The sequence below is a fragment of the Vagococcus coleopterorum genome, from assembly GCF_011303955.1.
GTDB lineage: Bacteria > Bacillota > Bacilli > Lactobacillales > Vagococcaceae > Vagococcus_D > Vagococcus_D coleopterorum.
On record NZ_CP049886.1, the window covers coordinates 68,646 to 94,585 of the forward strand.

The 25,940-nt window shown below is 34.9% G+C and carries 25 protein-coding genes; 5 read left to right on the forward strand and 20 right to left on the reverse strand.

Going from position 1 to position 25,940, the window contains the following annotated elements; translation table 11 throughout:
• Nucleotides 1-17: 17 nt before the first annotated feature.
• From G7081_RS00365 to G7081_RS00375, 3 genes are all read right to left on the reverse strand, one after another.
• A complete protein-coding gene (locus tag G7081_RS00365; RefSeq protein WP_166006351.1) occupies nt 18-1,154 on the reverse strand; it encodes a CDP-glycerol glycerophosphotransferase family protein in 1,137 nt (378 codons plus the stop codon).
• A 25-nt stretch (nt 1,155-1,179) separates the two neighbouring features.
• Nucleotides 1,180-2,211 carry an ABC transporter ATP-binding protein gene (locus tag G7081_RS00370; RefSeq protein ID WP_420824504.1) on the reverse strand — a complete coding sequence of 344 codons (1,032 nt, stop codon included), beginning with the start codon at nt 2,209-2,211 and terminating at the stop codon, nt 1,180-1,182.
• 102 nt (nt 2,212-2,313) lie between these two features.
• Nucleotides 2,314-3,837, reverse strand: a complete 1,524-nt coding sequence (locus G7081_RS00375; protein ID WP_166006353.1) for an LCP family protein — start codon at nt 3,835-3,837, stop codon at nt 2,314-2,316.
• Between the two features lie 176 nt (nt 3,838-4,013).
• Here G7081_RS00375 and G7081_RS00380 point away from each other — a divergent pair, with 176 nt between their 5' ends.
• Nucleotides 4,014-5,168, forward strand: coding sequence for a glycosyltransferase family 4 protein (locus G7081_RS00380; RefSeq protein ID WP_166006355.1), 1,155 nt, complete (start codon nt 4,014-4,016; stop codon nt 5,166-5,168).
• 9 nt (nt 5,169-5,177) lie between these two features.
• On the opposite strand, the gene G7081_RS00385 is transcribed toward G7081_RS00380, so the two are convergent.
• Together G7081_RS00385 and map are read right to left on the reverse strand one after the other, a co-directional pair.
• Complete coding sequence (locus G7081_RS00385) at nt 5,178-6,104, reverse strand: YihY/virulence factor BrkB family protein (RefSeq protein WP_166006357.1); 927 nt, start codon at nt 6,102-6,104, stop codon at nt 5,178-5,180.
• Between the two features lie 27 nt (nt 6,105-6,131).
• The gene (gene map, locus G7081_RS00390; protein WP_166006359.1) at nt 6,132-6,887 is read right to left on the reverse strand and encodes a type I methionyl aminopeptidase; all 756 of its coding nucleotides are present in this window, start codon (nt 6,885-6,887) and stop codon (nt 6,132-6,134) included.
• A gap of 163 nt (nt 6,888-7,050) precedes the next feature.
• Between map and G7081_RS00395 the strand changes: the two genes are divergently transcribed.
• Nucleotides 7,051-7,494: a flavodoxin gene (locus tag G7081_RS00395; RefSeq protein ID WP_166006361.1), complete on the forward strand. Its 444-nt coding sequence runs from the start codon at nt 7,051-7,053 to the stop codon at nt 7,492-7,494.
• 55 nt (nt 7,495-7,549) lie between these two features.
• On the opposite strand, the gene G7081_RS00400 is transcribed toward G7081_RS00395, so the two are convergent.
• Nucleotides 7,550-7,987, reverse strand: a complete 438-nt coding sequence (locus tag G7081_RS00400) for a hypothetical protein (protein ID WP_166006363.1) — start codon at nt 7,985-7,987, stop codon at nt 7,550-7,552.
• 60 nt (nt 7,988-8,047) lie between these two features.
• Entirely contained in the window at nt 8,048-8,662 is a 615-nt protein-coding gene (locus G7081_RS00405; protein WP_166006365.1) for a DUF4352 domain-containing protein, read from the reverse strand.
• 229 nt (nt 8,663-8,891) lie between these two features.
• Between G7081_RS00405 and G7081_RS00410 the strand changes: the two genes are divergently transcribed.
• The gene (locus G7081_RS00410) at nt 8,892-9,164 is read left to right on the forward strand and encodes a hypothetical protein (protein WP_166006367.1); all 273 of its coding nucleotides are present in this window, start codon (nt 8,892-8,894) and stop codon (nt 9,162-9,164) included.
• 17 nt (nt 9,165-9,181) lie between these two features.
• On the opposite strand, the gene G7081_RS00415 is transcribed toward G7081_RS00410, so the two are convergent.
• From G7081_RS00415 to G7081_RS00455, 8 genes are all read right to left on the reverse strand, one after another.
• Nucleotides 9,182-9,637: a DUF3955 domain-containing protein gene (locus tag G7081_RS00415; RefSeq protein ID WP_166006369.1), complete on the reverse strand. Its 456-nt coding sequence runs from the start codon at nt 9,635-9,637 to the stop codon at nt 9,182-9,184.
• 115 nt (nt 9,638-9,752) lie between these two features.
• Nucleotides 9,753-10,427: a YdeI/OmpD-associated family protein gene (locus G7081_RS00420; RefSeq protein ID WP_166006371.1), complete on the reverse strand. Its 675-nt coding sequence runs from the start codon at nt 10,425-10,427 to the stop codon at nt 9,753-9,755.
• A gap of 2 nt (nt 10,428-10,429) precedes the next feature.
• Nucleotides 10,430-11,128, reverse strand: a complete 699-nt coding sequence (locus tag G7081_RS00425) for a DNA alkylation repair protein (RefSeq protein WP_166006372.1) — start codon at nt 11,126-11,128, stop codon at nt 10,430-10,432.
• A 16-nt stretch (nt 11,129-11,144) separates the two neighbouring features.
• Nucleotides 11,145-11,501: a DUF2200 domain-containing protein gene (locus G7081_RS00430; protein ID WP_166006374.1), complete on the reverse strand. Its 357-nt coding sequence runs from the start codon at nt 11,499-11,501 to the stop codon at nt 11,145-11,147.
• A gap of 394 nt (nt 11,502-11,895) precedes the next feature.
• Nucleotides 11,896-13,557 carry an ABC transporter permease gene (locus G7081_RS00440; RefSeq protein WP_166006378.1) on the reverse strand — a complete coding sequence of 554 codons (1,662 nt, stop codon included), beginning with the start codon at nt 13,555-13,557 and terminating at the stop codon, nt 11,896-11,898.
• A complete protein-coding gene (locus tag G7081_RS00445) occupies nt 13,558-14,637 on the reverse strand; it encodes an ABC transporter ATP-binding protein (protein WP_166006380.1) in 1,080 nt (359 codons plus the stop codon).
• Between the two features lie 12 nt (nt 14,638-14,649).
• Nucleotides 14,650-15,681 (reverse strand): extracellular solute-binding protein, encoded by a 1,032-nt coding sequence (locus tag G7081_RS00450; protein WP_166006382.1) that lies wholly within the window; start codon nt 15,679-15,681, stop codon nt 14,650-14,652.
• Nucleotides 15,682-16,168: 487 nt separating this feature from the next.
• Nucleotides 16,169-17,932 carry an AlwI family type II restriction endonuclease gene (locus G7081_RS00455; protein ID WP_166006384.1) on the reverse strand — a complete coding sequence of 588 codons (1,764 nt, stop codon included), beginning with the start codon at nt 17,930-17,932 and terminating at the stop codon, nt 16,169-16,171.
• Between the two features lie 127 nt (nt 17,933-18,059).
• Between G7081_RS00455 and G7081_RS00460 the strand changes: the two genes are divergently transcribed.
• Complete coding sequence (locus G7081_RS00460) at nt 18,060-19,142, forward strand: DNA adenine methylase (protein ID WP_166006386.1); 1,083 nt, start codon at nt 18,060-18,062, stop codon at nt 19,140-19,142.
• Between the two features lie 16 nt (nt 19,143-19,158).
• Here G7081_RS00460 and G7081_RS00465 read toward each other — a convergent pair whose 3' ends face one another.
• Nucleotides 19,159-20,625 carry a MutH/Sau3AI family endonuclease gene (locus tag G7081_RS00465; protein ID WP_166006387.1) on the reverse strand — a complete coding sequence of 489 codons (1,467 nt, stop codon included), beginning with the start codon at nt 20,623-20,625 and terminating at the stop codon, nt 19,159-19,161.
• 137 nt (nt 20,626-20,762) lie between these two features.
• On the opposite strand from G7081_RS00465, the gene dcm reads away from it, so the two are divergent.
• Nucleotides 20,763-21,974: a DNA (cytosine-5-)-methyltransferase gene (gene dcm / locus G7081_RS00470; RefSeq protein ID WP_166006389.1), complete on the forward strand. Its 1,212-nt coding sequence runs from the start codon at nt 20,763-20,765 to the stop codon at nt 21,972-21,974.
• A 47-nt stretch (nt 21,975-22,021) separates the two neighbouring features.
• Here the strand turns inward: dcm and G7081_RS00475 are convergent, their stop codons facing one another.
• From G7081_RS00475 to G7081_RS00490, 4 genes are all read right to left on the reverse strand, one after another.
• Nucleotides 22,022-23,827 (reverse strand): ATP-binding protein, encoded by a 1,806-nt coding sequence (locus G7081_RS00475; protein WP_166006391.1) that lies wholly within the window; start codon nt 23,825-23,827, stop codon nt 22,022-22,024.
• 172 nt (nt 23,828-23,999) lie between these two features.
• Nucleotides 24,000-24,188, reverse strand: coding sequence for a hypothetical protein (locus G7081_RS00480; RefSeq protein WP_166006393.1), 189 nt, complete (start codon nt 24,186-24,188; stop codon nt 24,000-24,002).
• 82 nt (nt 24,189-24,270) lie between these two features.
• Entirely contained in the window at nt 24,271-25,323 is a 1,053-nt protein-coding gene (locus G7081_RS00485; protein ID WP_166006395.1) for a linear amide C-N hydrolase, read from the reverse strand.
• Between the two features lie 145 nt (nt 25,324-25,468).
• Entirely contained in the window at nt 25,469-25,852 is a 384-nt protein-coding gene (locus G7081_RS00490) for a PASTA domain-containing protein (protein WP_166006397.1), read from the reverse strand.
• Between the last annotated feature and the right edge of the window lie 88 nt (nt 25,853-25,940).

A 25,940-nucleotide genomic window follows, 5' to 3' on the forward strand; every position in this document is an offset into this window, starting at 1 on the left:
TCCCCACTTTCATGTTTTTACTTTATAAACTCAACCAAACGAGTGATTGCTTGGCCATCATTGTATTGATTCCACTCGTTATTTAACTGGTCCAAATCAATTGTATCTTTCTTTGATAAAGCTTCGAGCAAATCGGCAGTTGTTTTAGCTGCCCCTGCCATGTATCTTTCTTTAAACGATTCTTGAATACCAGTTTTTTGATTATATGAATCAAAGTCTGGCCAGTAAAATTGAATTTTACCTTTAGGGTTTAATAAAGCGTAATCAAAAATTACCGATGAATAATCTGAGATTAAATAACTTACTTGTTTGTATATGTCTTGATAAGCAGAGTCATTCACTGACACTTCTATCAAGTTGTCATACGATTTCAACTCTGACAATTCAGACTTAGTAACCGGATGCAATATATAAGTGACCTTTTCTTCTGAATAACGAGCATATTCATTAAGTGTTTGCAGCGTGTCAATAATAACTTTATTATTCTCTCGATAGGTTGGCGCATATAAAATTTGATCGGATTCGTTGACTTCACCTGTGTGATTTACTCTATTTTTTAATAGTTCATCCGCTCTGGGAAATCCAAATTTCAACATTTGACTTTCCGTTGCATGATAGCTAGCTTTAAATACCTCTGCCATCCGGTCTGAACTAACGACATAATAATCAAAGCGTTTATATACTTCAGAAAATCGCTCTTGATCTCCTTTACTTCTTAAAAGTGTAGCGGGATCATCCCAACCAAACTTTTTAACAGCACCCACAGCATGCCAAATTTGAATCACGTTAGTTTCATCAGATAAATTCAAACCACCCAAAATTGGAAAGTAGTTATCGCAGATAATCCATTTAGCACTAGTAATTTCTTTAAGTGTTTTTCTGAAAAAGTTGATACTCGGTTCTAGCGAACGAATAGCGTAGCCAGCAGCAGAAAACTGATTGGCTTCTGACTGACAGTTTTTCTTGTAACAAATCAAGATGTTTTCTTTCCCATAGGACTCACCCAAGGCACGAATCAAACCGCCATCATTATTTTGAAAACTCATAAAATAAACAATTTTAGTAGGAGAATAGTCATTAGGAGCAGATAGTAGTTTCACAAAAGAAATATAACTTTTCTTTAGTAAAGAACTGATCGTTGTTTTTGCTGACATTCATACACCTACTTTTCCTACTAACTTATTTTTTAGAATGAACTGATTTCTCCAATAAAATTGTTGGATTTTTCATTACCGACGTTAGAGATCGGCCTTTTATATTAACCGCTCCCATAAATAACAATGCTAAGATGGAAAATAATAGAATAAATTTGGTTAGTCCTGACATTTTACCAATTGGCGGCCCACTTAACACTTCCGGCTCTTTACCTAATTTTTCTGATTTTTCAGCTAATTTTTGAACATTAAAAGTCGTCTGACGTTCTTTATATTCATTTTGGTAGTCTTTCTTTTCTTTAGCACTTAATTTCTTGAACCAAGAAATGAACTTTTTATACTCAGATACAACTTCAGCTGTATCACCATACATTTTGACATCACCATAGTGCATCCATAAAACTTTTTCACAAATGTTTTCAATTTGTTTTAAAGAATGACTGACAAAAAAGATTGTCTTTCCTTCAGCTTTAAATTGCTCTATACGATCCACACATTTTTGATAGAATGTTTCATCCCCAACTGATAATGCTTCATCAATGATTAGGATGTCTGGGTTATTGTGGACTGCGATGGCAAACCCCAACCTAGACTTCATTCCACTTGAATAGTTTTTAACTGGTTGATTAATAAAAGCGCCTAGGTCTGCAAATGAAATAATATCATCTAAGATTTCATCTACTTCATCATTGGTTAATCCGGTCATTAAACATTTCAAACGAATGTTTTCTAATCCTGTCAGTTGTCCTTTTAAGCCTGCCCCAATAGCAATGATTGAGGTTTCACCATTAATTTCTAGAACACCTGATGTTTGAGGAATAATTCCTGCCAAAATATTAGACAATGTTGATTTTCCCGAACCATTGATACCGATTAGCCCAACACTTTCACCCGCATAAACTGTTAAGTCGACACCTTTTAATGCCCAGAAATTGGGAATGTCTTTATTTGAAAACTTAAATAAAGCCTTAACCTTATCTGATTTTTTTTTGTATAGATCATATTCTTTTGTAATCATTTCTAAACGAACTTTAACTTCTTGGTTATTTTCTACCAATTTTTTCGCCACCTTTTTCTGTTAAAAACAACATTCATACTTTCTTTTTAAACCAAAATAGGTAATTGCACAATAGACAATTACCTATCTGCGAAAACGTCACTATTGAACTAAATCATTCGTTGTAGTATTGCCGTTAAATGATTCGGTCTCTGAGTTTTGTTTGTCAGAAACTTCTGTTGTGTCATCATCTGAATTTTCATAGCTCTTAACTTTAAAGTCTGCCGCATCCATCACAGCATCTTCTTCGTCTAAACCTAAGTTCAGACGGATACGATGTTTAATAACTGCCAAACTTTCAGGCGTTAATTCAATCGCTTCTTGGCCATCCTCTAAATCTAAATTCGTGAAATCAAACGTGTATGGTTCAATTTTATAGTTCTTCGTTAAACCTGATTCAGCAATTTTTTTCATGACAGTCATATCCATATCAGTTGTGAAATGACCATCCACTGCTTCAACCATTTTTTGTAATTTAGGAATAGAACCAATGCTTGTTGCTTTTTTAACTGCTGCAGCAACTACTTGTTGTTGGCGCTCACCACGTTTAATATCGTCATCAACTTTTCTGATACGGGCGAAGACTAGGGCGTCTTTCCCTTTTAGAACTTGTTTCCCTTTAGGAATAATCATGGCACCTGGATTTTGCAGGTAATCGTCATGTTCATAGTTTTCACTAATGTCATAAGGAACATCAAGCTCAATGCCACCTAAGGCATCAATGATTTCTTCAAAGGCTTTAAAATCGACCGTCATGTAATAATTGATCGGTGTTACATTGACTGGCACAGCCGCTCCTGTACTTGGATCAATATCTTTATCCGCAAAAAGGTATTCAACTGAATCAACCGCCGAATCAATCCCGCCATAGGCAAATGCCGAGTTGATTTTTGCTTTACCGACAAAGTTTTGCGAGTTGATTTGTGTATAGGTATCTCTAGGGATAGTCGTCATTGTGATTTTTTCACGTGACGGATTAACCGTCATTAACATCATTGTATCCGTACGTGTTGAGCCTAAATCACGTTCTTCATCATTATCCACTCCTAATACTAAAATAGAAATTGGATCTTTAAGTGGGTCAATATTTTCATTTAACTTAGAAGCATTTTCTCTCGGTCTAAAGGCATTTGCAATGACTTTATCCGTTTTAGCATATAAATTGTAAGCTGCAACACCCAGACCACCAACTAGACTTAATAGCAGCAAGAGAATAATCCATTTAACAAATCGCTTGTTGCCGCTCTTTCTTTTACGAGCTTTCTTAACTTCTTTTAATTCTGTTTTTAATTCTTTTTCGCGTTGTTTCAACGCTTTCTTTTCATCTTTTTTATTTTTCTTTGCTGTTTTTTTATCTGGTTCAGCCATCAATGTTTCATCAATCATATCATCTGCAGAATAATCATTATCAAACGAAGCAAAAACGGCTTCTCTATCTGACATTACATCTTCTGCTGACTCTTCACTATACGATACTTCTTTTGTTGTTTCTTCATTATAGTGTGTATCTTCTATATTAGCTTCGGCTTTACTTTTTTCTAGGAATTCGTTTTTTACATCATCTGAGATTGTACTAAAATCATAATCGTCACCACGTAACAATTTATTTATTTCATCTTTATTCATGTATTAGGCCATCCTTCGCATTTTAAATAATCGATTTATTATATCATAATTCAGGATGTAAATAAAATAAGCCTTTAAGTATTAAGAAAACTTAATTTATTCCCTACGTTAAAAGTGGTTGGCAGCTCGAAAGAACTTAGGTATAATAGACAAGACTAATGAAAGTAGGTTTACGTATGAATGAGTTTCTTAGTGTCAGTATTCGTTTAGTTCTAACAGGACTATTAGCCTTTGCATTGACACCTTTAATTAAAAAATTAGCCTTTAAAATAAATGCTGTCGACCAGCCTAATGAACGCCGCATCAACAAGTTGCCGATGCCATCAGCTGGTGGCTTAGCCATTTTTTTAACATTCGTGATTGCAACATTATTTATCTTTCCAGATGTCATTCCTTTTGACTTTGCTTGGCGTTTAATCGTTTCATCTTTAGCCGTCGTTGCGACCGGTCTACTAGATGACATCTTTGAGTTAAGCCCTCGTCAAAAACTAGTTGGGATTACGATTGGTGCTTTACTGGCCTTCTTCGTTTTAGGGGCTCGGATTGACATCATTAATCTTTTTTCTTCAACTGAAATCGACTTTGGTTTCCTAAGCTTACCACTAACACTACTATGGATTATCGCTTTAACAAATGCGATTAATTTAATTGATGGTTTAGATGGCCTTGCTACAGGAGTTTCTATGATTGCGCTAGCAGCTATCGGAATTGTTGGGTATATCGCAGCCGCTTCTGGGGCAGTAGCCTCACAATTACCAATTACTATTTTTGTTTTAATCTTCTGTTCTGCTGGTTTCTTACCTTATAACTTTAATCCCGCCAAGATTTACCTTGGGGATACGGGAGCTTTATTCTTAGGCTTCATGATTGCTGTTTTATCTTTACAAGGCTTAAAAAATGCCACACTCGTTTCGCTGATTACACCACTAATCATTCTCGGTGTCCCGATTACCGATACGGTCTTCGCAATTATTCGTCGCTTATTGAATAAGCAACCTATTTCAACTGCCGACCAGATGCACTTGCATCACCGTTTATTATCACTTGGCTTTACCCACCGTGGTGCGGTCTTAATGATTTACGGATTAGCAATTTTATTCTCATGTATCGCAATTATGTACAGTTTCGCTAGTACCCTAGCCAATATTTTCTTAATCATCGCCTTACTATTTGCAGTAGAATTATTCGTTGAGTTAATTGGTTTGTCAGGTAGTAACCGTCAACCGCTAATCAACGCTTTAAAATATGTGGGTAACAAAGCTTACCGTGATAAACGCGTGGCTGAAAAGAAAATCGAGAAAATTAAAAATAAAGTAAAAAAAGAAAGCTAAGAATTTATCTTAGCTTTCTTTTTTATTGTTTTCTTTATATGACTGCCATTTACCGACAGACAGTTCAATTGGATCTTTCCGTTGGATCAGACCATCCCCTGTCATGTCTTCAATCACGGCATTAATAATACCGCCGATGATGATGACCACAGCTGAAAAGTCTAGCCATAGCATAAAGATAATGAAACCGGCGATCACGCCGTAACTTGATAATCCTTTAGCAATATAATCTGTATATAATCCAAAGAACTGTGTTAACAACATCCAACCCATTGTAGAAAATAAGGCGCCTGGCACCACTGAGCGAATGCGGACTTTTGCATTTGGTAAAACTGCATAAATTAAACTCATAGTTAAGAATAAAGAACCCATGGTCACAGGCCACTTCAACGTGGTAAACCACGTTGAAATATCTGGCGACAAGTTAAACATTGGTAAAACAATATCCAAGATACGTTGCCCCATACTGAACAGGACAGCTACTAGCATGATCGTAATCAAGAATAAGAAAATCATCCCAAATGAAAAAAGTCGTTTGATTAGCATATTGTGACGACCTTGCACGTCATAGATTTTATTCAATGAGATTTGCAAGGCATTAATACTCCGACTACTGGCCCAAACAGTGGCAATCGCCGAGATAGAAAGCAAGCCTCCGTTAGAGGTGCTTAACAAATCTTCAATGGTCCCTGATAACATTCTAAAGATTGAAGCTGGTACCATCGTCTCGATATAAGGTAAGACCGTTGCCGCATCAATCTTAAAGAAAGGCAGGATATTGCCAATGGCAATCGTCAAAGGAAAAAGCGACAGCAATAGATAATAAGCGATTGTCGCCGCTGATGTACCAACTTCTGCATTTGTCGTTCGCAATTGAATGGATTGAGTTAATTTGACTAGCCATTTGTTGCTGGCTATTTTTTTCAACAATTTCATGTATTCCTCAGATCTTATTGCTTGTGATTATTGATCCCCTTGTGACGTTAAAATTCTTGGACCGTCAGGAGTAATCGCAATAGTGTGTTCGTATTGGCAGCTTAGTCCGCCATCTTGCGTGCGGGCTGTCCAACCGTTGTCGTCCATTTTCATTTTCCATGTACCAGTGTTCACCATTGGTTCAATCGTAATAACCATACCTTCTTTTAGGCGTAGTCCTTTACCTGGTTCACCATAGTGAGGTACCATTGGCGCTTCGTGAATGGTTGGGCCAATGCCGTGTCCGATGAAGTCTTTGACCACACCGTAACCTTCGCCTTCAACATAAGTTTGGATTGCGTGACCGATGTCACCGATACGGTTACCGATTGTCGCTTGTTCGATACCTAGGTATAAAGCTTTTTTAGTGACTTCCATTAAGTGGTCGATATCTTCAGTTGATTCACCTACAACGTATGACCAACATGAGTCAGACATGGCACCGTTTAAATCAATACACATATCGACTTTGATTAAGTCACCATCTTTTAACTTCTCTTTACGTGGGAAACCATGACAAATTTCGTCATTAATACTACAACACGTCGCATATTTATAACCTTCGAAACCAATTTGGGCAGGAATTCCGCCGTGGTCTACGATGTATTTGTGGACAAATTCTTCAATATCCCAAGATGTTACTCCTGGTTTAATAAATGTTCTTAATTCACGGTGGACATCAGCCAGCAAAGCTCCTGATTGATCCATCATTTCTATTTCACGTTCTGATTTTAATGTAATCATGTCAACACTCCTCTATCTAGTCACCCTCATCGGGTTTGCCTTTACATTTTAGCACATTCTACTGCCCTCGCCAAATCAGCTTGACTTAAACTTTTTTAGTTTCAAAAAAGCAGATATCTGTTATAATTTCTTTAGACAACTATGTTTGAAAGGAATGACAATCATGACATTAGCAAAAATCGTATACGCTAGCTTAACAGGGAACACAGAAGAATTAGCCGACACTGTGGCTGAAGCGTTAGAGAACTTTGATATAGAAGTAGAACAAGAGGAATGTACCCAAGTCGATGCAGAGGACTTTGCCGATGCAGATATTTGTATCGTTGCCACTTACACTTACGGTGAAGGTGACTTACCTGATGAAATCGTAGACTTCTTTGAAGACTTACAAGACGTTGACCTAGATGGTAAAATCTACGGCGTTGTTGGTTCAGGGGATACTTTCTACGAAATGTACTGTAAATCAGTTGATGATTTCGAAGCAGCCTTCGAAAAAACTGGCGCTAAAAAAGGTGCCACATGTGTCAAAGTTGACCTAGCAGTTGAAGAAGAAGACATCCAAAATGTTGAGCGTTTCGCTAAAGAAATCGCTGCTCATTTCGAATAAAACAACTTAAAAAAAGCCCGCTTATCAAATCGATAAGCGGGCTTTTTTATTTTCTCTATTTTTTAACTGGTTTAAAGGTTACTTCATCCTCACCTTGGATGACCAAGTTGCCATCTTTCATTTTGATTTTGTAATCGCCTGTTCCTTCACTGAAGTCTGTTGATTCCACAACCACTTCATTATCTTTGATCGTGTATTTAGAAGTTGTTTCTAATGATTTAGCTAACTCATCAACAGCACCTTTCAAGAAATCTTCACCTAAGGCTAAGGCATCTTCATCAATTTCTTTCGTGTTTAACTCCTTAACTTTCGGTGTGACTTTCACTTCATCTTTATCAAAAGATAAAGTCATCTCCATTGAAATACCATCATCTGATTGAACGGTTACCCAATTGTTTTTCATTAATGTCTCTTGTGATAATTTTTGAGCGCCACATGCGACTAATGTCATCATGACAACTAACCCTAATACCAGTCCTAAAATCTTTCTCATTTGACTTCCTCCATCAATTTACTCACCCAAGTGTAGCACAGGCTCACTTCGATACGTTAGTTATTTTTCACTACTCCAGGTGTTCTTTTCAAAGTGTACTTCGTAAGGGCCGGCATTTTCTGTTTGGAAAACGACTTGACCACTTGATTTTTTACCTGGTGCCACGGTTTCAGAATAAAACAACTCTTCTGTGACACGCCCTTTATGACCTTCACCATCATATAAAGAGAAATCATAACCTGTGAAACGTTGGTGATGAACCGTGTTATTAGCAATTGTAAAATCAACCACGACTTGACCTGACTCAGCATAGTGATCCACCACTTCTTTAACATCGACTGCTAAGCCACTATCTAGTTCAATACTTTCACCAATCTTAGCTTCTTTTTCAATGGTTGTGTAATCAGACTTCATCTTAGCACCTTCTTTAATGCCATCTTCAAAACTCTTTTCTAACTCATGACGAAACTCTTCTTTACTCATGACAATATCTTTTTGGACAAAACCTGATTTCATAAAGAAGAAACCTGTGCCAACTAATAATAAAATCGTCGCTGCTAAGTAGCTTAGGCGAGAGGTTAACTTCATGTCTTTAAAACGCATTAAAAGGAATAAGCCGACAACCCAAAATCCCCAAAAACATAATAGCGACACAACTAAATATCCCGAACTCATGACTTGCACCATCCTGTCTGTCTTTTCTGATGGTTCTAGTATACCTTTTTAAAAGAAAGCAGACAAACTGAATTCCAAAAAACTAAACATTTTTACATAATGACCAACTTTCACAAAAAAATCATAACTTTATCATGATATCTTTATGTTATTCTCTCCTTTTATAAACTATACTAAGCTTATAGATAACGACTATCTAAAAATGTTTCAATCAAAGGGGAAGTTGATTATGAAATCCATGAAATTTATCATCGCGTTAGTAGCAGTGTTAACTGTTGCAGGAACTGGCGCAAAACTTGCTATGGCAAGTGGCATTAACTTTGATTCACTGGTTGAAAGACAAAGTGACTCACGTCAACAAGATAACTGGGATAACGACAACTATGACCGCCACATGAACGAACGCAACAATCGTTCTGATAGAATGTACAACCGTGGTCATATGAACCAACGCGGAAACATGATGAATGCGAATCACCGAGGATACTGTCATAACAATTAAAAAGAACTAGCCAATGGCTAGTTCTTTTTTTGTTTCCTAATAATACTGCGTATAAAGGTGATAATGCCATAGCCAATTCCGATAAAGACAAACAAGTAGCCAATTGGAATTAAGAAGAACGGTTCGTGTAGGATCCCGTCGGCATCAATTGTTTCTGGTGCTAGCGTTTTCGCCACGAAACACAGGGCTCCAATAAGAAATAGGACAGCTGCTACTTTATAGTTTCTTGATTTGCGAACGTCACTACCATCTTTGATTAATTTTTGTTCCATATCATCATCTCCTAGAATCAATTTATCCAGAGAAAGATCAAAGGTTTTGGCGATGGTCACTACCATTTCTAAATCAGGTAAGTTGCGATTGTTTTCCCAACTTGAAATTGTTTGTCGTGAGACATTTAATTTTTGGGCTAACTCTTCTTGAGTTAAGGCCTGACTTGTTCTTAAGTGTTTCACTTGTGCCCCAAAATCCATTTGACTTCCTCCTTGATTCCTTTATACCTAGATTGTACCAGAAAGCCTAGCTCGCCTCACGAGCTAACCCTGTTTTGCGATGACGGACTAACAAGCATCCTGATAGCACTGCCGTTTAGGCCTGTTTTTGTGCTTGTTGATATAAGTTTAAAGATTTGTGTCCAGCTTTCAAAATCATGACTGTTTGTTCTAGTCGTTTCATTTGAGTGGCTTGTTGTTTCGCTGAAAAGACATGTTGGGCCCAGCTTTTTTGATAGCCTTTTGTTAAGCCAACAAAGAAATCAAATGCCCCTCGGTCCGTTTGACCTAGTAACTCAGCTAACTCAGGAATGTGACTAGCATAATCCTCGTTACAAGCTTTCTTCACTTTCTTCTCTTTTTCCGGGTCTACTTGTTTCAACCCTACGACTGTATAGTTGTCATCAAAGCTCACCATGCGATTAAACTTTAAGTCTTTGCCAGCCACCAAGCCGGTGTCTTCATCCACAGAAAGCATCGGGAAAATCTCATCACGGTGAACCCCTTCTAAGCCAAGCTTATTAGCAAGTTTGGGATAGACTACAAACAAGTAACCAGACTCTTTAAGTTGGTGACGGTCACAGTTTAAAACGACCTCTTTAAACTCATTTTTATCTTTAACAAAGATAAATAAATAACGGGCAGATTTCTTTAATTCAGCCAAATTAGCCACTTCATTGTAGGGGCTATTCCCATAGTTTTCAGGTGTTCCGACCATGACTAAGTCATGTGTCTCTTTAATTTTCAACTTTCCTAAGACAGTTTCCATCATGTTTAGCACATCGCTTTCTTGCGTTTTTTACCAACCGAGCCACGTTCTTCCACCTTAGCAAGCTTTGCTAAACCATCAGGAACAGAACATTGAGCTGTTATTTTCACATCGGCAATCTGAGTTAATAAGTCTTTCGCCCCTTCATGAAAGACATGAGTAAAGCTGCCTAATGAGATTAAGTAATTATTAATAGCATACTGTAAGCTATCACTAGCAGAAGGGAAACGTGTCATCATCTCTTGGGTCACCTCTTTAAACAACTCTTGATTTAACTGATCATCCTCTAAAACAGAGGCACACTTAGATAAGGTTACTAACCCTGTTTGAAGAAGACGTTCATCCGAGCTTGCTAACCACTCTTCAGCCAAGGTTTGACCATGAGGACTGTCGGCAGCCACACAAGCTAGGACAGCTTCACTTTGGGCTTGCCAAGTAAAGAATGGCACTAGCTCACGAATGGTTTCAATGGTTAAGTCTTGAGGGTTCATGATTAAACCTGCTAAATACTGAGCATCTGAATTACCCGTTTTAATCAACTGAATGGCTAAGTCATTATTACCACGATATTTCTTTACTAATTCCTTTTTCATATCACCAATGCGGACACCAAATAAAGGTTCCCTAGCACCATGATTCATTAAAGTCTTTTTGGTTTGGGCTGTGCCCAAGGCTTCTAGTTCTTTCATTGCCGTTTCTAACATCTCACTACCTCCTCTCTTATTTTGATGTACGTAAGATTTTTTCCATGGCTTTGCCTTTTGCTAATTCATCGACTAGTTTATCCAAATAGCGAATCTTTTGCATTAATGGTTCTTCAATCTCTTCTACACGGTAGCCACAAATGACACCCGTGATTAATGACACATTGGGATTTAACTCCGGGGCTTCTTGAAAGAATGTTTTAAAGTCTACTTCTTTTGAAAGTTGCTCAGCTAACTGAGCTTCAGAATACCCTGTTAACCAGGTGATCACTTGATCTAACTCAGTTTGTGTTCGTCCTTTTTTCTCAACTTTTTTTAAATAAAGCGGATAGACACTGCTGACTGACATGGTATAAATCTTTGGTTCTGACATACTCCTCACCCTTTCTGTTGTTATTGCTAGTTTACATGGAATAAGAAAAGATGGGAAATTAAAAAGCCTCCTGATGACAAGAGACCTTTATAGTAACTTATTTCTTTTTATTCTTTTGATAGGTCAACAGTAAAAAGAAACCTGTTAGAAAGATAGTTGAATATAACCCACTCCTGTAAATCGTTTGGTCTATGGCATATTGAATGCCAATACCAATCAGACTCGCTACTAAAGCCATCAAGATAATCGCTATATAAGGATGTTGTTTGAATTTATTAAACATACAATTTACCACTCTTCTACTATTTATACTTGTATGATGTCATAAGATCTAGGGTGTTGCAAGGAGATTCGAAACAAAAGAAAAACCACCCGGAGATGGGTGGTTCGGAGACTACATGGTTAATTCTTTACTATGTGTTAGTTTCATAAATAGCAATAATGAGATAACTGTCATTGCTGTTAAAATCGTCGATAACGCTGCGGCAATACCATAGTTACCACGAATAACCTCGGTATAAATTGCTACTGGCATTGTTTTAGTATTGACGTTATAAAGTAAAACTGATGTCGAAAGTTCTGATAACATTGTAATCCAACTTAGGATAGCACCTGATATCACACCTGAAAGCATCATTGGCACAATAATTTTGACAAAGGTATTAAACGAACTACTCCCTAAACTCGAAGCTGCTTCTTCAATCGAATCTGGAATTTGAGAAATTGACGCAACTGACGACCGAACTGTGTACGGTAAACGCCTAACCGTTAACGATATAATAATAATTACTAATGTTCCAGTAATTGCCAGCACACCCGTTCCACCAACACCCGTATTGAATGCGGCTAAGAAAGCAACACCTAGTACAGTTCCAGGTACTACGTAAGGAATCATACTGAGAATATCTATTAATTCTGTCAGCCAACTTTTCTTTTTAACTGTTAAATAAGCAATAAAAATTGAAAAAATAACAACTAAAATAATGGCAATCAACGGTATTCTAATTGAGTTCAAAATGGCTGATCCCGTTCTATCAAACGCTTGTCGATAACTATCAAGGGAATAGCCTGGTTTAAACACCATTCCTTTCGTATTCAAAAAAGAAGTATAAATTAAATATATTTGAGGCAATATAGCAAGAAAGACTACACCGTACGAAATAAGATACACAACAACACGTTTGAGTCCAGCCACTTCTCTATCTTTCACTTTGTGTAAAGCACTCATTTTAAAGGTATTTTTATTGGTGACATATTTTTGTCCTAAGAAAATAATTAGGGCAATAATAATGGCTATAACGGCTAAGGAAGAGGCAAACGCTTCATTTCCCCCTACCTCACTCATAAACTCCGTATAAATTAAAACAGGGAATGTTCTGTATCCTTCCCCAATTAACATGGGTGTCCCAAAATCTGAAAACGCACGCATGAAAACAAGCAAAGCGCCCGCCGAAATAGTTGGCAATAACAATGGTAAAATCACTTGATACATCCGTTTTAAACCAGTTGTCCCCAAACCTTCTGCTGCTTCTAAGATTGAGTTATCTATATTTTTAAACGCACCCAGTACATATAAAAATATTAGCGGAAATAATTGTAGCGTAAAAACCATGACAATACCTGTAAATCCATATATATCAAACATCTTAATACCAAATAAGTTAGTAGCAAGCTGCGAAACAACACCGCTACGCCCTAATAATAAAATCCAAGAATAAGCACCCACAAATGGCGCCGACATCGAAGCAATAATAATAAGTATTTGCAAAACGGACTTACCTTTAAATTGATACATCGTAAATAAATAAGCTAGTACGGTTCCGATTATTAACGAAAAAACAGTTGCCATAAATGAGACTTTAAAACTATTTATCAACGTTTCATTAAAGTATGATTTCGAAAAGAATGTAATAAAATTTTCAAAGCTAACCTTATTTGCAACCATAATCGATTGTTTTAAAAGACTGCTAACTGGATAAACTAAAAATAATAAATACGTAAATAAAATAAATGCGGCACTCCCACCCCATATAAATGAGCCTTCTTTATTTTTCATTTAAGCACCACCCAACAAATTCATGGAGCCATCAAAATTAAAAACATTGATCTTTTCACTATTTATTCCAAGTTTTAGCGTGTCCCCTTCTTGATAATCTTCTTCAAATGTTGACTCAATACTAACTTGAATCGTTTCTTCTTCCGATAATGATAAATAATACTCTGTATTTAATCCCAAATAGACTCTGTCTAAAACAGTCGCAGCAATATCCCCTTTATCACTTTTAATAAATTCTTCCGGCCTAACACTAATTTTCACATCTTGCTCTTCAACAGCTGACAAACTAGGATACTCTATTTCATGTCCCGAATTAAATTTTAGATATGTCTTTTTATTTTTCTTCATTAAACGACCATCAATAATATTTGTCCGTCCGATAAAGGATGCGACAAAAATATTAACTGGGCGATGATACAATTCTTTCGGCGTCCCCACTTGCTGAATTAAGCCACCTTTCAACACTGCTATTTGATCAGAAATAGCCATTGCTTCTTCTTGGTCATGAGTAACATAAACTGTTGTGATACCAATTTTCTTCTGAGTTTCTCGAATTACTTTTCGCATATCTACACGTAATTTAGCATCCAAATTACTTAACGGCTCATCCATTAACAACACATCTGGATTGATAACTAAGGCACGTGCAAGCGCCACACGTTGTTGCTGACCGCCACTTAATTTATCAGGGCGTCTATCCGCATAGTCCATTATCTGCATTAGATCTAAATATTTATTAGCTTGTGTCGCGATGACATCTTTTGCTAGCTTTCTTTGTTTCAAACCAAACTCAACATTAGCTCGAACGGTTAAATTTGGAAAAATAGCATAGTTTTGAAAAACCATTCCAATATTTCTTTTACTTGGTTCAATATCATTTATACGATTTTCATTAAAGAAAAAATCCCCGCCTTCAATTGAATTAAAACCAGCAATCATTCTTAACAAAGTTGTTTTCCCACAACCAGATGGACCAAGCAAGGTGAATAATGTTCCATCTTTAATTTTCAACGAAATATTTTTGATAACATCTTGATCACCATAGGTTTTTAAGGCTTTTGAAATAACTATTTCACTCATGGTTCAGCCCCCCTATTTAGATTGGATATCAACAAAGATATCATTATATTTTTTAACTAACTCGTCTTTATGGTTAATAACATAGTCCATATCCTCATCAATAGCATGGATTTTACTTAAATCAAGCATATTATCGCTCGTTTCCGCATCACTTCTTACTGGTCTATTTGTAGTTTCTTTCCCTAATCTATCTTGTGTATCTTTAGAAATTAAATAATCAATAAAGGCTTGGGCATTTTTTTCATGATTAGCATTTTTAATAACTGCTGCGCTTGCAGGCAAGAAGACAACTCCTTCTTCTGGATAAATAATTTCAACATCTGCTCCATCATTCAATAATTTCACGCTAGGATCTTCATATGTCAAAGCAACTGACATTTCGCCATCAGCAACTGCTTTATAAACATTACTTGAACTAGATGAAATTTTCCCATCAATCAATGTAAAGACATCTTCAACATACTTCCAAGATTCTGGTTTCTCATAGCCACCCATCGCTTGCAACATATTTGTTAGTTGAGCAAAGGCACTAGAAGAATTGGCAGGGTCGGCACTAGAAATTTTCCCTTTGAAATCTGAATCAAGCAAGTCACTGTAACCTTTTATTTTTTTACCACTTGTTAATTTTTTATTCGCTAAGATGACACTCCCATCAATTGTATAAGGCGTGTAGTATCCGGTTGTATTTCGATACGATTCAACCATCTTACCATTTTCCGATGACGTATACTTTTCAAATAAATCCTTACTAACGGCATACTGAGAATACGCTCCACCAAAAATAACATCTGCAACTGGAGCATCTTTTTCTGTTTCAATTTTTTTAAATAATTCACCCGTCCCCGCTTGGACTAACTCAACTTTAATGCCTGTTTTTTCTTCAAAACCAGGAATAGTGGCTGCAATTAACCCTTCTGAATTCGGTGAATATACGACGAGTTTATTTTCTGTTGCCCCTTCTTTGTCTTCTTTATTACTTGTGCAACCAACAAACACTAAAACACTTGTTAAAAAAAGTAAACCAATGACACTTAATTTTTTCATTAGAAAAGCTCCTTTCAGGTCTCCCCGTTACAACAATTGAATAAAAGTGACATAACATAATACGGCAATCATAAAACTACATGACAAATAAAAAAGAGGTTAGACTAAACTCGTCTAACCCCTCTTGATAATTAATTATATTAACACCTTTTATGGTTCGCAAAATAAACCAAATACATTTTATTCTTTAACAGAAATTAGATAGCAAAATCCATTTACAAATAAAAATGTTGGTGTTACATTAATTACAAGTCAGTGATTAGCTATGCTGAAGCTAGTCTTAATCTCTACCTGTTGTCGCAGTTAGAGACTGGCTTTTTTATGTAGTTTCATGATGCCTTGCGCTATTATAGGAATATATTCCTAAAGTCGTCAAGGGGAACTGAAATATATTTTTGGTTAAATAACAAAACTATTATAGTGTCAACTATAGAGAAACAACTGCTTTTTCGGAAGCTGTTTCTCTATGCTCTTATCAAACTAATTTTTATCTTATCAAATCAGATATCTTATCCTCTATCTCTTTTTGCCAAGTTCTAAAATCATCAGTTTGCTTAGCCAAGTTTGTACAGTCACTTAAGAATTCATACAGTTCATCAATATGACCATTCTTTTGATACAATTTATCGATTATTTTAATATATTGACTTATCGTTAATGGCACAACTGGCACAGCAGAACCTATCCAACTCACTTTATTTAAAATGAAAAATTGCCATAGCGTTCTTTCATTGATGCTCATTGAAATAAACATCCCTAACACTTCTTTCCCTGGATTCTCTTTAACTTTGGACAACACATGATCAATTACTGATGAACCTTCGTGCTCCCACTGTACTTTACCAGTCATAAGAGAAACTTCTGGGACCAATACATATTCACTTGTATATAGTTCCATGTCAGGTGTATTCCCTACCCCTGGGGCAAATGATCTCGGGGTTAAATCCTCTTCCATATTAAAATTAGGAATAACTTCTTTATCTCCCTCTAAACATACTAAGGATTTCCACGTGTTAACCTCTAACCAAAGTGCTCTCATTTCGCACTGGTTATTGGCAATAAGCTCAAATCTGTTCAAGACATCTTCTTTAGCTTCAATAGTTTTTGAAACTTTCTCAATATAATGAGTCATATTATGGATTTGTATCTGTTTAGAAATTTGACCTTCCAAATCTTTTAGTTTGTTAATTGAGGTTGTATTCTCCACTTCATATGTAAGGTTCTTTATTTCATCAGCAGAAAAAACTTCTCCAGAAAATCCAGCATTTACATTTAAAAGAGTATTACTAATAATTTCTTTTCGTTCTTTTTTATTATCCCAAGGTAAGCGTATATTTCCAATAGCACCGAACCACTTAAGGTCCTCCCTAGACGGGACATCTTTATATTTATTTTGTCCATTAATAACAATTTTCTGTTTACTAGGTTTAGAAAATACATAATCTTCCGAACACAATAAATGGAACTTTTTTTCATAATGAGCTTTCACTCTAATTTTTGTATAAAATCCGCGACCAGATGTATAGAACATGTCCGTATACAGTAATGCTCTAAAGAACGCATCGGAATAATCACCCGCTGATTTCAAATATTGATGTTCAGGGAAATGTTTTTCCCAAACCTTTTTATGCAGCTCCCAAACTAATTCAGTATTATTTTTATTTTTTATTTTTTTCGGATCTAAATAACTCGATCTAAACTCTGAAATAGCAGCTATACCATTCCCAATATTTTCAGAAGAAGTCACACCAAATAAATACGATACTTCAAATCTTGATAGTTCATCAAATTCATTTAACAGTGTTAGAAAAGAGGCAAAAGGGAAAACCCCCTCTTCTTCTTTGTTAGGAACTACGTACATTTTAATTAATTGAACTAGGAAATCTTCAGGTGTGAATGTTTTATTTAATATTTTTCGTCCTGCTTCTGTTATAAAAATTGTACCCTCATCTATTAAACCCATAAAACCATATTGTTCTGCAGTTGTAAATTGTTGACGAACAAGAGATTCTTTATCAATAGAATTTTTCATTCTTCCCTTTACAAAATCTTCAAAAGGAATACCAACAACATCTAAGTCAGGTTCCTCACGATCACTTTCATATAACCACCTTAACTTTCTTCTTAATTCAAAGACCCCACCTTTTTTCTCGTTCCATCCCTCACCCTCGAACAAACTAAAATATGGCAACCATTCAATTAACACTGAAACACTTCTTGGAGCCGTACGCCACGAAACAGTTTTCTTCATTTTTAACTCCTCCTTAACTATTCATTTTATATTAGAATACCATTAAAAAATAACATAAGACAAACTAAATGTAATTCCATTGACTTACATATTTATTTTTGCTACATTAAACTACTGGAGGTGCACCATGACATTAATTAAATGGCCCGGCGGAAAATCACGTGAAATAAAAGAATTTCAGCATCTTATTCCCACATATGATAGATATATTGAGCCGTTTTTTGGTGGAGGAGCTGTGTTTTTTCACGAAAATCCTAAACAATCTGTAATCAATGATATTTCAACAAACCTAACTGATTTTTATTCACTTGTAAAAACACAAAATGAACATTTCAAATTCTACTTATTACAATACAACGATGCTTTTTCTTACTATAAAAATCACACTTCAAAAAATATTGATATATTTTTTGAAAAATATTCAACTAACGCATCATTTTCCAAACAAGAAATCATGAAACTCTTTATTAACAAAGAGTTTCATGAAATAATTACCAATTATGAAATATTCTATGATTTTCTTGCTCAATCCATCAATGATAAATTCAAGAGAACCAAAAAAAATGAACTAAAAAAACAAATGTGCCAAACTGATTTAGAAAACAACTTAATAACTGGAATAACATCTGGATTTTATCTTTATTTTAGAAAAGTATATAACGATATCCAATTAGCCCCTTTAAAACATACCTACTCAAAAGAGTATACAATTGCAAATTTCTTTTGGATAAGAGAATATTGCTACGGTTCAATGTTTAGGTATAATTCTGAAGGAGCGTTCAACATACCTTACGGAGGGATTTCTTATAATAACAAGGATTTTTCACGTAAAATTAATCAAATTTTCAATGAAAAAACCAAAGTTTTATTTGAGAATACAAATATATTTAACGACGATTTTGAAACTTTATTAGATCAACTTACTCTATCATCAAGCGATTTCATCTTCCTCGACCCACCGTATGATACTGAATTTAGCGATTATGAAGGGCGATCTTTTAAAGGTTCTGACCAAGAGCGACTTCGTGACTTTTTATTAACAACACCCGCTAAGTTTCTTCTGGTTATAAAAAATACAAATTTTATTTATTCACTGTATAACAGAGACGAATTTACGATAGAAAACTTTGATAAAACATACACATATAATATAAGAGACCGAAACAATCGTGCTGTATCCCATCTAATCATCACAAATAAAAAAGCCTAGTTTTATTTAGGCTTTTTTATTTGATTTCAAAATAGTTTAACATCTCAACCATCAACTTGCCTTTAATCCACACTTGCTGATAATACATGTCAACCCCATTAATTGTTAATGGTTTTTTCGTAGAATCACTACTTGTTCCTCTTAGAAATAAATTACTGGTTCTTGATTTTGGAAAGTTTGGCGCTGATTTCGGAACGCCCGTTTTATTTATTACTTGTTTTCCAGTCTTAGAATCTATATCAGGAACATCCACTAATTTATCATTTAAAATTAAATCTTTTATTTCATTCTCAAGTTTTTGCAATTCACTCTTTATAAACTCATCAGGGAAAACAAATCTTTTAAATCCAATAAATTTATTATCCAAGAGCTTGCTCTTAGATTGCGTTTCTTCAAAGACAACATATAAAAATTGTTTTCCTAAAAAGTAGTTTAACAATTGTGATTCTTCTTCGTTTTCTTGATTCAACATATTCTCAAAATCTATGTTAATAAACTTAGTATCTTCTGTTCTTTTACCCTTGCTTGTTTGAGTAATTGTTTTAACACTCATATCTAATTTATCAAACAACTCAATCTTGCTAAGTTTCTTTACATCCACTCCAAACATTTTACAAACAATCTGTTCAGAAATATTTTTAGAGACATCACCTTTTTTATTTAATTTAATGTCTATACCTAACTGATTCATAATTTCCTGGACCGTTTTATTTCTATAAATATCTGCAATTCTTCTCAATTCTGAATCTAACTCTTTCATAGATGTTATATCTTTTGACAATCTCTTTGATGCTTCACCGAAATAATCACCGACAATTGACGATACTGTTGAGCGTTTTAATCTAAACCTTGGAGGATTTGGATATTTAGGGGCTGTATCAATTAATGTTAATTCACTTCTCAGTTCAGATGATAATCTATGATAGTGTTCTTCGGGATTATTTGTTGTTTCTTGAATATTAATTAAAAAATCACGAACTAGTTCCCAGTCGTTTTTTAATCGTATTTCATCAAGTTCATTAAACTCGTGAAACGTGTATCCTTTAATTAAAAAATTAGCGTATTCAGCTGCAGGAACTGTCATTTCTGAGTCATAGTGATAAAACACTAATAACATTTTTTCTAATTTATGCCAGAAATTTGATGTAAAAAACTCTTCTTTGACAATCTTATTAATAGACACAGCAGTTATAGACATTGGCTCTTTTGCTTCAAAAAGACCATTCCCTCTTTTGGGTCTTCTAATTCCAGTAGTTTTTAATTCGACCGGCCAGCCATTTACTACTAAATCAGCCTCTTGTTTATTGTCTGCTGGATAGCCTAATATAGATTGCTCAACAACATCACCTGCAATGCCAGTTATTTTCGGTTTATCTTTTGTCTTATCAAAGACATTATTTTTATCTACGCTACCTAAGGTCTTATTTTTAACTCCATCAAAAATTTCAATTAATTCATCCTTTGTGAATGTATGCTTCGGCATAATAAGGCTCCCTTTATAAATTGTAGGTTATATAACATAGTATAGCATTCTTACTTTACATTAATCTATAGAATTTGATCTTCATCTTTTGTCAAAAATGTTGTATACTATACTAGATAACAAAGGAGAGTTATATTATGTCGAATGAACCATTAAAAATATTAGAATTATTCGCTGGTGTCGGCGGATTCAGAGTAGGATTGGAACGCGCCAACTTCTCTTTATACCAAACAAAATGGGCTAACCAATGGGAGCCTTCTAAGAAAGCACAAGATGCTTTTGATTGTTACGATAGCCACTTTAAAGATAGCTTAAATATGAATGAAGATATTGCTTCATTATCAGAAGAAAAATTAAAAGAAATCAACGCGGATATGATTGTCGGCGGATTTCCTTGCCAAGATTACTCAGTAGCCAGAAGTCTATCTGGTGGCAAAGGTATTCAAGGTAAAAAAGGCGTCTTATTTTGGGAAATCATTCGTTTAACTAAGATTATCCAACCTAAATACTTACTACTTGAAAATGTTGACCGCTTATTAAAATCGCCTGCCAAACAACGCGGACGTGATTTTGCGATTATGTTATCAGCCTTTAACGACTTAGGTTATACAGTTGAATGGCGTGTGATTAACGCAGCTGAATATGGTGGAGCGCAGCGTCGCCGACGTGTCTTTATCTTCATTTCTAAAAACGATACACCTTTAGCTCAAAAACTTTCCAACATTGATGATGACAAAGTCATTTATCATGACGGATTATTCGCGCAAGAATTCCCAGTAACAAGCGATCCTAATAAAGGTCGTCGTTCAACAGGGAAATTAGTTGAAGATATCGTAGAAATTTCTGACAACTTTACAGGTAATATATACAGTACAGGTATTATGAGAAATGGTGAATACACAACTATCGAAACAATTCCTGTTGAAGAAAAAGCTGTTACGTTAAAAGAAATTATTCAACCTGAATCTGAGATAGACAAGAAATACTATTTAGATGATGAAGCAGTTAAAAAGTTCGAGTACCTGCGTGGTCCTAAGAAAATCGAACGAACGTCTGCTGAAGGTCACAAATATATTTTCTCTGAAGGTGGTATGTCACCAACTGATGATTTAAACAAACCAGGTAGAACAATGTTAACCAGTGAAGGTTCTAAAAATAGAAGTACTCACTTAATCGAAGTCAATGGTAGACATCGCATCCTAACACCAATCGAATGCGAACGTCTTAACGGATTCCCAGATAATTGGACAGATACCATGTCAGACCGCATGCGCTACTTCGCAATGGGTAATGCATTAGTAACAACCATCATCACACGAATCGGATCAAGACTAGAAAAAATGATGTAAATAAAAAGACCAAGCTAATTAGCTTGGTCTTTTTCTTATTGTTTATTTTAGTCAACTAACGTTAAAAAATCTGAAATCATGTCCGTAAATTCATAACAGTCATTCCCATCCTCATCACTATAATATTCTGTTTCACGAATATTATCACAAGTCATTTTTGGCCAAAAAATTTCTAACACACTTGAACGCCTAATTTTAGGATTGGCCAAATTAACTGCTAATTTCACATCATTATCATCGGTAATTTCAACAGGAAATTCAAAGCAATCTTGATGTAAATAATTTTCTGGTTCTCTTTTTTTGGTAAGATATGCCTTAATTCCTTTACTCTTCAACGGAGCCATTCTTTTTATATTTTTTTCGCCTTCTTGTGTCCCTAAATCCGAATCTTGCAAGACACACCACGGAACATTAAATTGTTCTGCAAGATTGTATGTGACCCATGCATTTAAATTCCCGCAACCACCAGTAGGAATCAACATGAATCCCGCTTCTTCTAAAGTCCTATCAATATAACCTCCAGCCTTTAGCATAGTACAAAGATGACGTACAAAAACTACATCACCCTGTCCCTCAACTAATAACAAGGCTTTTGTCATTAAAGATATATTTTCCGAAACCAATCCTAATGTATCCGCAATTTCTTTATAAACTGTAGAACTTCCACTTTTAATTACCTTTTTATCATCTTGAATTGTGACAAACCTTAAACTTTCTAACGGTAATAAACCAGCCAAGGCAGGAGTATGAGTTGTTAAAATAACCTGTGAATTAGTATTGTATGCTAATTCTAAAAATGACTCAATAATCATTTTTTGATGCTTGGGGTGTTGTGAAGTTTCAGGCTCTTCGAACGCATAAATCACATTTTTACTGTCTTTATCTTTCATTTTCCTTTCAACTTCAGCACGAAAGAAGTTTAATAAAATTAACCTTCTAGCACCGCTTCCTCGTTTATTTATAGAAATCCCATCATCAGAATGTATACTTAATTTAAATTGAGAATCAAATTTTGGTTCACTCTTAAATTCTGGTTTTAAAGAACTCGCTAACTCTTTATCCATTTCATTTAATTTTTCTAAAGTTCTATTAGCAGTTTCCATAGCCTTCTGCATAACTTCTTTTTTAATCTCTTCAATTTCAGTAGTTAATTCTTCTAATGCTTGCCTTACAGCAAATTTCATCGGATCAGCTACTTCTTTATCATCCTCGGTACTAGCTCGATCTGACTGAAAAAGGGCATATGTTGGTAAATAAGATTTTAATGTATCAAATATTTTTTTTGCATCTTCGCTGTCAGCAAGTACTTCCACTTCTTCAAATTGTAACGGTGCACAGGCTTGTCTTATCGCTTTTCTAATACTGACATTATTATTTGCAGAGTACGAGTCCTTATCTATTTCTAATTCTTTCGCTCTTTTCTTTAAATCAGTTTGCTTTAACATTAATAACTCATTGACATATTTATTTGTTGGGTGGTTACACACTATATATACTTTTTCTTTTGGTTTAGCAGCTGTCGCTTTAAACACTTTCTTTATCTCAAGCAAACCATCTTTATTTAATAAGCACTCATCCTTTAACGTAGTTATTGAAGTTTTATCAATTGTTATATCTTGTGGCAACTCATCAAATAAACAAGTTATTTTTATTTCATCATCTTTTGAATTAACATTTAAATCTTCTTTTTCACAAGTCACTAAATTATTATTAAAAAATATCTCTAATGCTTCTAATACTGTTGACTTACCTGCATCATTTTTACCAATAAATGCTGTAAGATCATCAAAATCAATACTTACCTCTTCTTTATAACTTCTAAAATTTTCAATCTTTAATTTAATCAACTTCATTTATTACTCCTCCTTTTAATAACTCTAATAAAACATTATCAAACCCTTTTTATTAAGACAAACTACAATGATAGTTCATTAATATAACGATTATAAACAGTTCATAAAATATTTTTTTGATTAAAATTTCATCAAAATACATAAAAACACCCTCAATTGAGGGTGTTTTCTCTTACTTCTTCAACTTCATTTTCTCTTGGTACTTCCAGTTAACAAATCCTGCGATGAATAGGAAGAATAAGAATACGCCAATTCCTTGCCACATACCTGCTTTAAAGGCGTTAACTAATGTATAAACTGGGATGAAAACAATCAGTCCTAAGACGATAATCGCAAAAATAATTTGTAGTGCACGTTTCATAATAAACTCTCCTTTTAATCTCGTAGTCTCTTATTAACTATAACAAAAAGCCACTAGCTAAACTAGTGACTTTTTTGTTATCTTAAGCTTTTTCCATTTCCACAACATCTTGATTGTAGTTAATGTGATAGCGTTGAACTTCTTTTAGGCTTTTAGCCATTGTTACTTTTTGAAGACGTCTGTTTTCATGCATTGAAACAAACATCTCTTTGTTTTTCAAATCATAACCAACTGTGTATTGCGTATTGTAGTTCATTGTATCATCACTAATATCTTGAACTCCGTTAGCAATATCAAAGCTATTTAAGATGTGGAATAAGGCATCTCTTGCTTGATCTTTATCTTTTGTTGGACGACTGTGAGTTAATAAAGTAGCTGCTCTCACAAAACGTGATTGAGCTGTGTAGTCACCAGGCATGCCGATTAAACCTGAGCCTTTACCTGCTGCTAGGACTTCTACATCACCATTCATAATTTTATTCTCACGCATTTTATTTGTTAAGCCTGTGTAGTTTTGTAAGTTCGTCATGTGCCAGTCAAAGGTTGGACTATTTGTCATCACACCTAGTGGGTTTTCATGAACTTTGAAAGTACCATCACCATTGATTGGTTCCATTACAATACTATTACCTTCTGAGTCAGTAAACATAAAGTGGAAGGGATCTGATTGACCCAAGTCATTCTTCGTATCAGACACACCAACTTCAGTTTGTGATTTTTCAATCACTTCTTGTAGCGAACCACAGTTACCTAAAGCCCACGTCATATACTCTGAACTTCTTAAAGGTGCTTTTCCTGCTGCTTTAATCTCTTCTGCTTTACCGTAGTTAGCATAGTTTGAGAAGTATAACATCCCACAAGAGATACCAGCATCATTGACCCCATCAACAAAAACAAACCCATCATTACCAAAAGGTTTACCATCAATGGCCATACCAATAACTTGGTGTTTAAAAGTAATTGGACTTTCAGCCTCTTCTAAAACATGTCCCACTGGGACATCAATTCCCACATAAGCATTAAAAGCTGGTTGTCCTTCAACAAAAGACTTAGGACCGAAAGGTACCATAAACTCTTGAGTACGACCCCAAATAACAGATTTATCTTCAGAAATTAAACGAATACTTGTGCACATACAATATTCCTCCTTTATTTATACAAGATAAGTATAACACTTGGAAGAACTCACAAAAAACGATAACCCTTGAACAATAAAAAAGAAGATTACCTCTTTCAAGATAAGCTTCTTTTTTACATTAGTTAAAAATTATTTGTACATACTAATTTAATAATTTACTTGTCCAACTTGCACTTCTTTTCAAAACATCTTCATCCGCAAAATAAATCTTAACTACACTGCCCTTGGCTACCCCTTTTAATAATGGATTGGGCTTAGGATATTCCATATCAACTACTTCATTAACTTTATATAGGCTGTACTTACTATTTGGTTTTCTTTTTTCTAATACACTTACAATAAATCCTAATTCTTCTAATATTCTTTTGGCTTCTTGTACTTCTACACCTAATAAATCAGGAACTTTTACATTATCACTTAAAGTTTTACCAATCATATCTATCACTGGTGCAACGGTAGTGTTTAGCGCTTCATCACTGACTATTGTTTTCCTTGCTAACTTGCTTGCTTTTTTTATTATTGACATCAAATCACTCCTCTATATAAGCTATGTTAAACTTGCGAGTTTTATAAAAAAACACTTTTATTTACCATATTTTACCATAGATAAACTA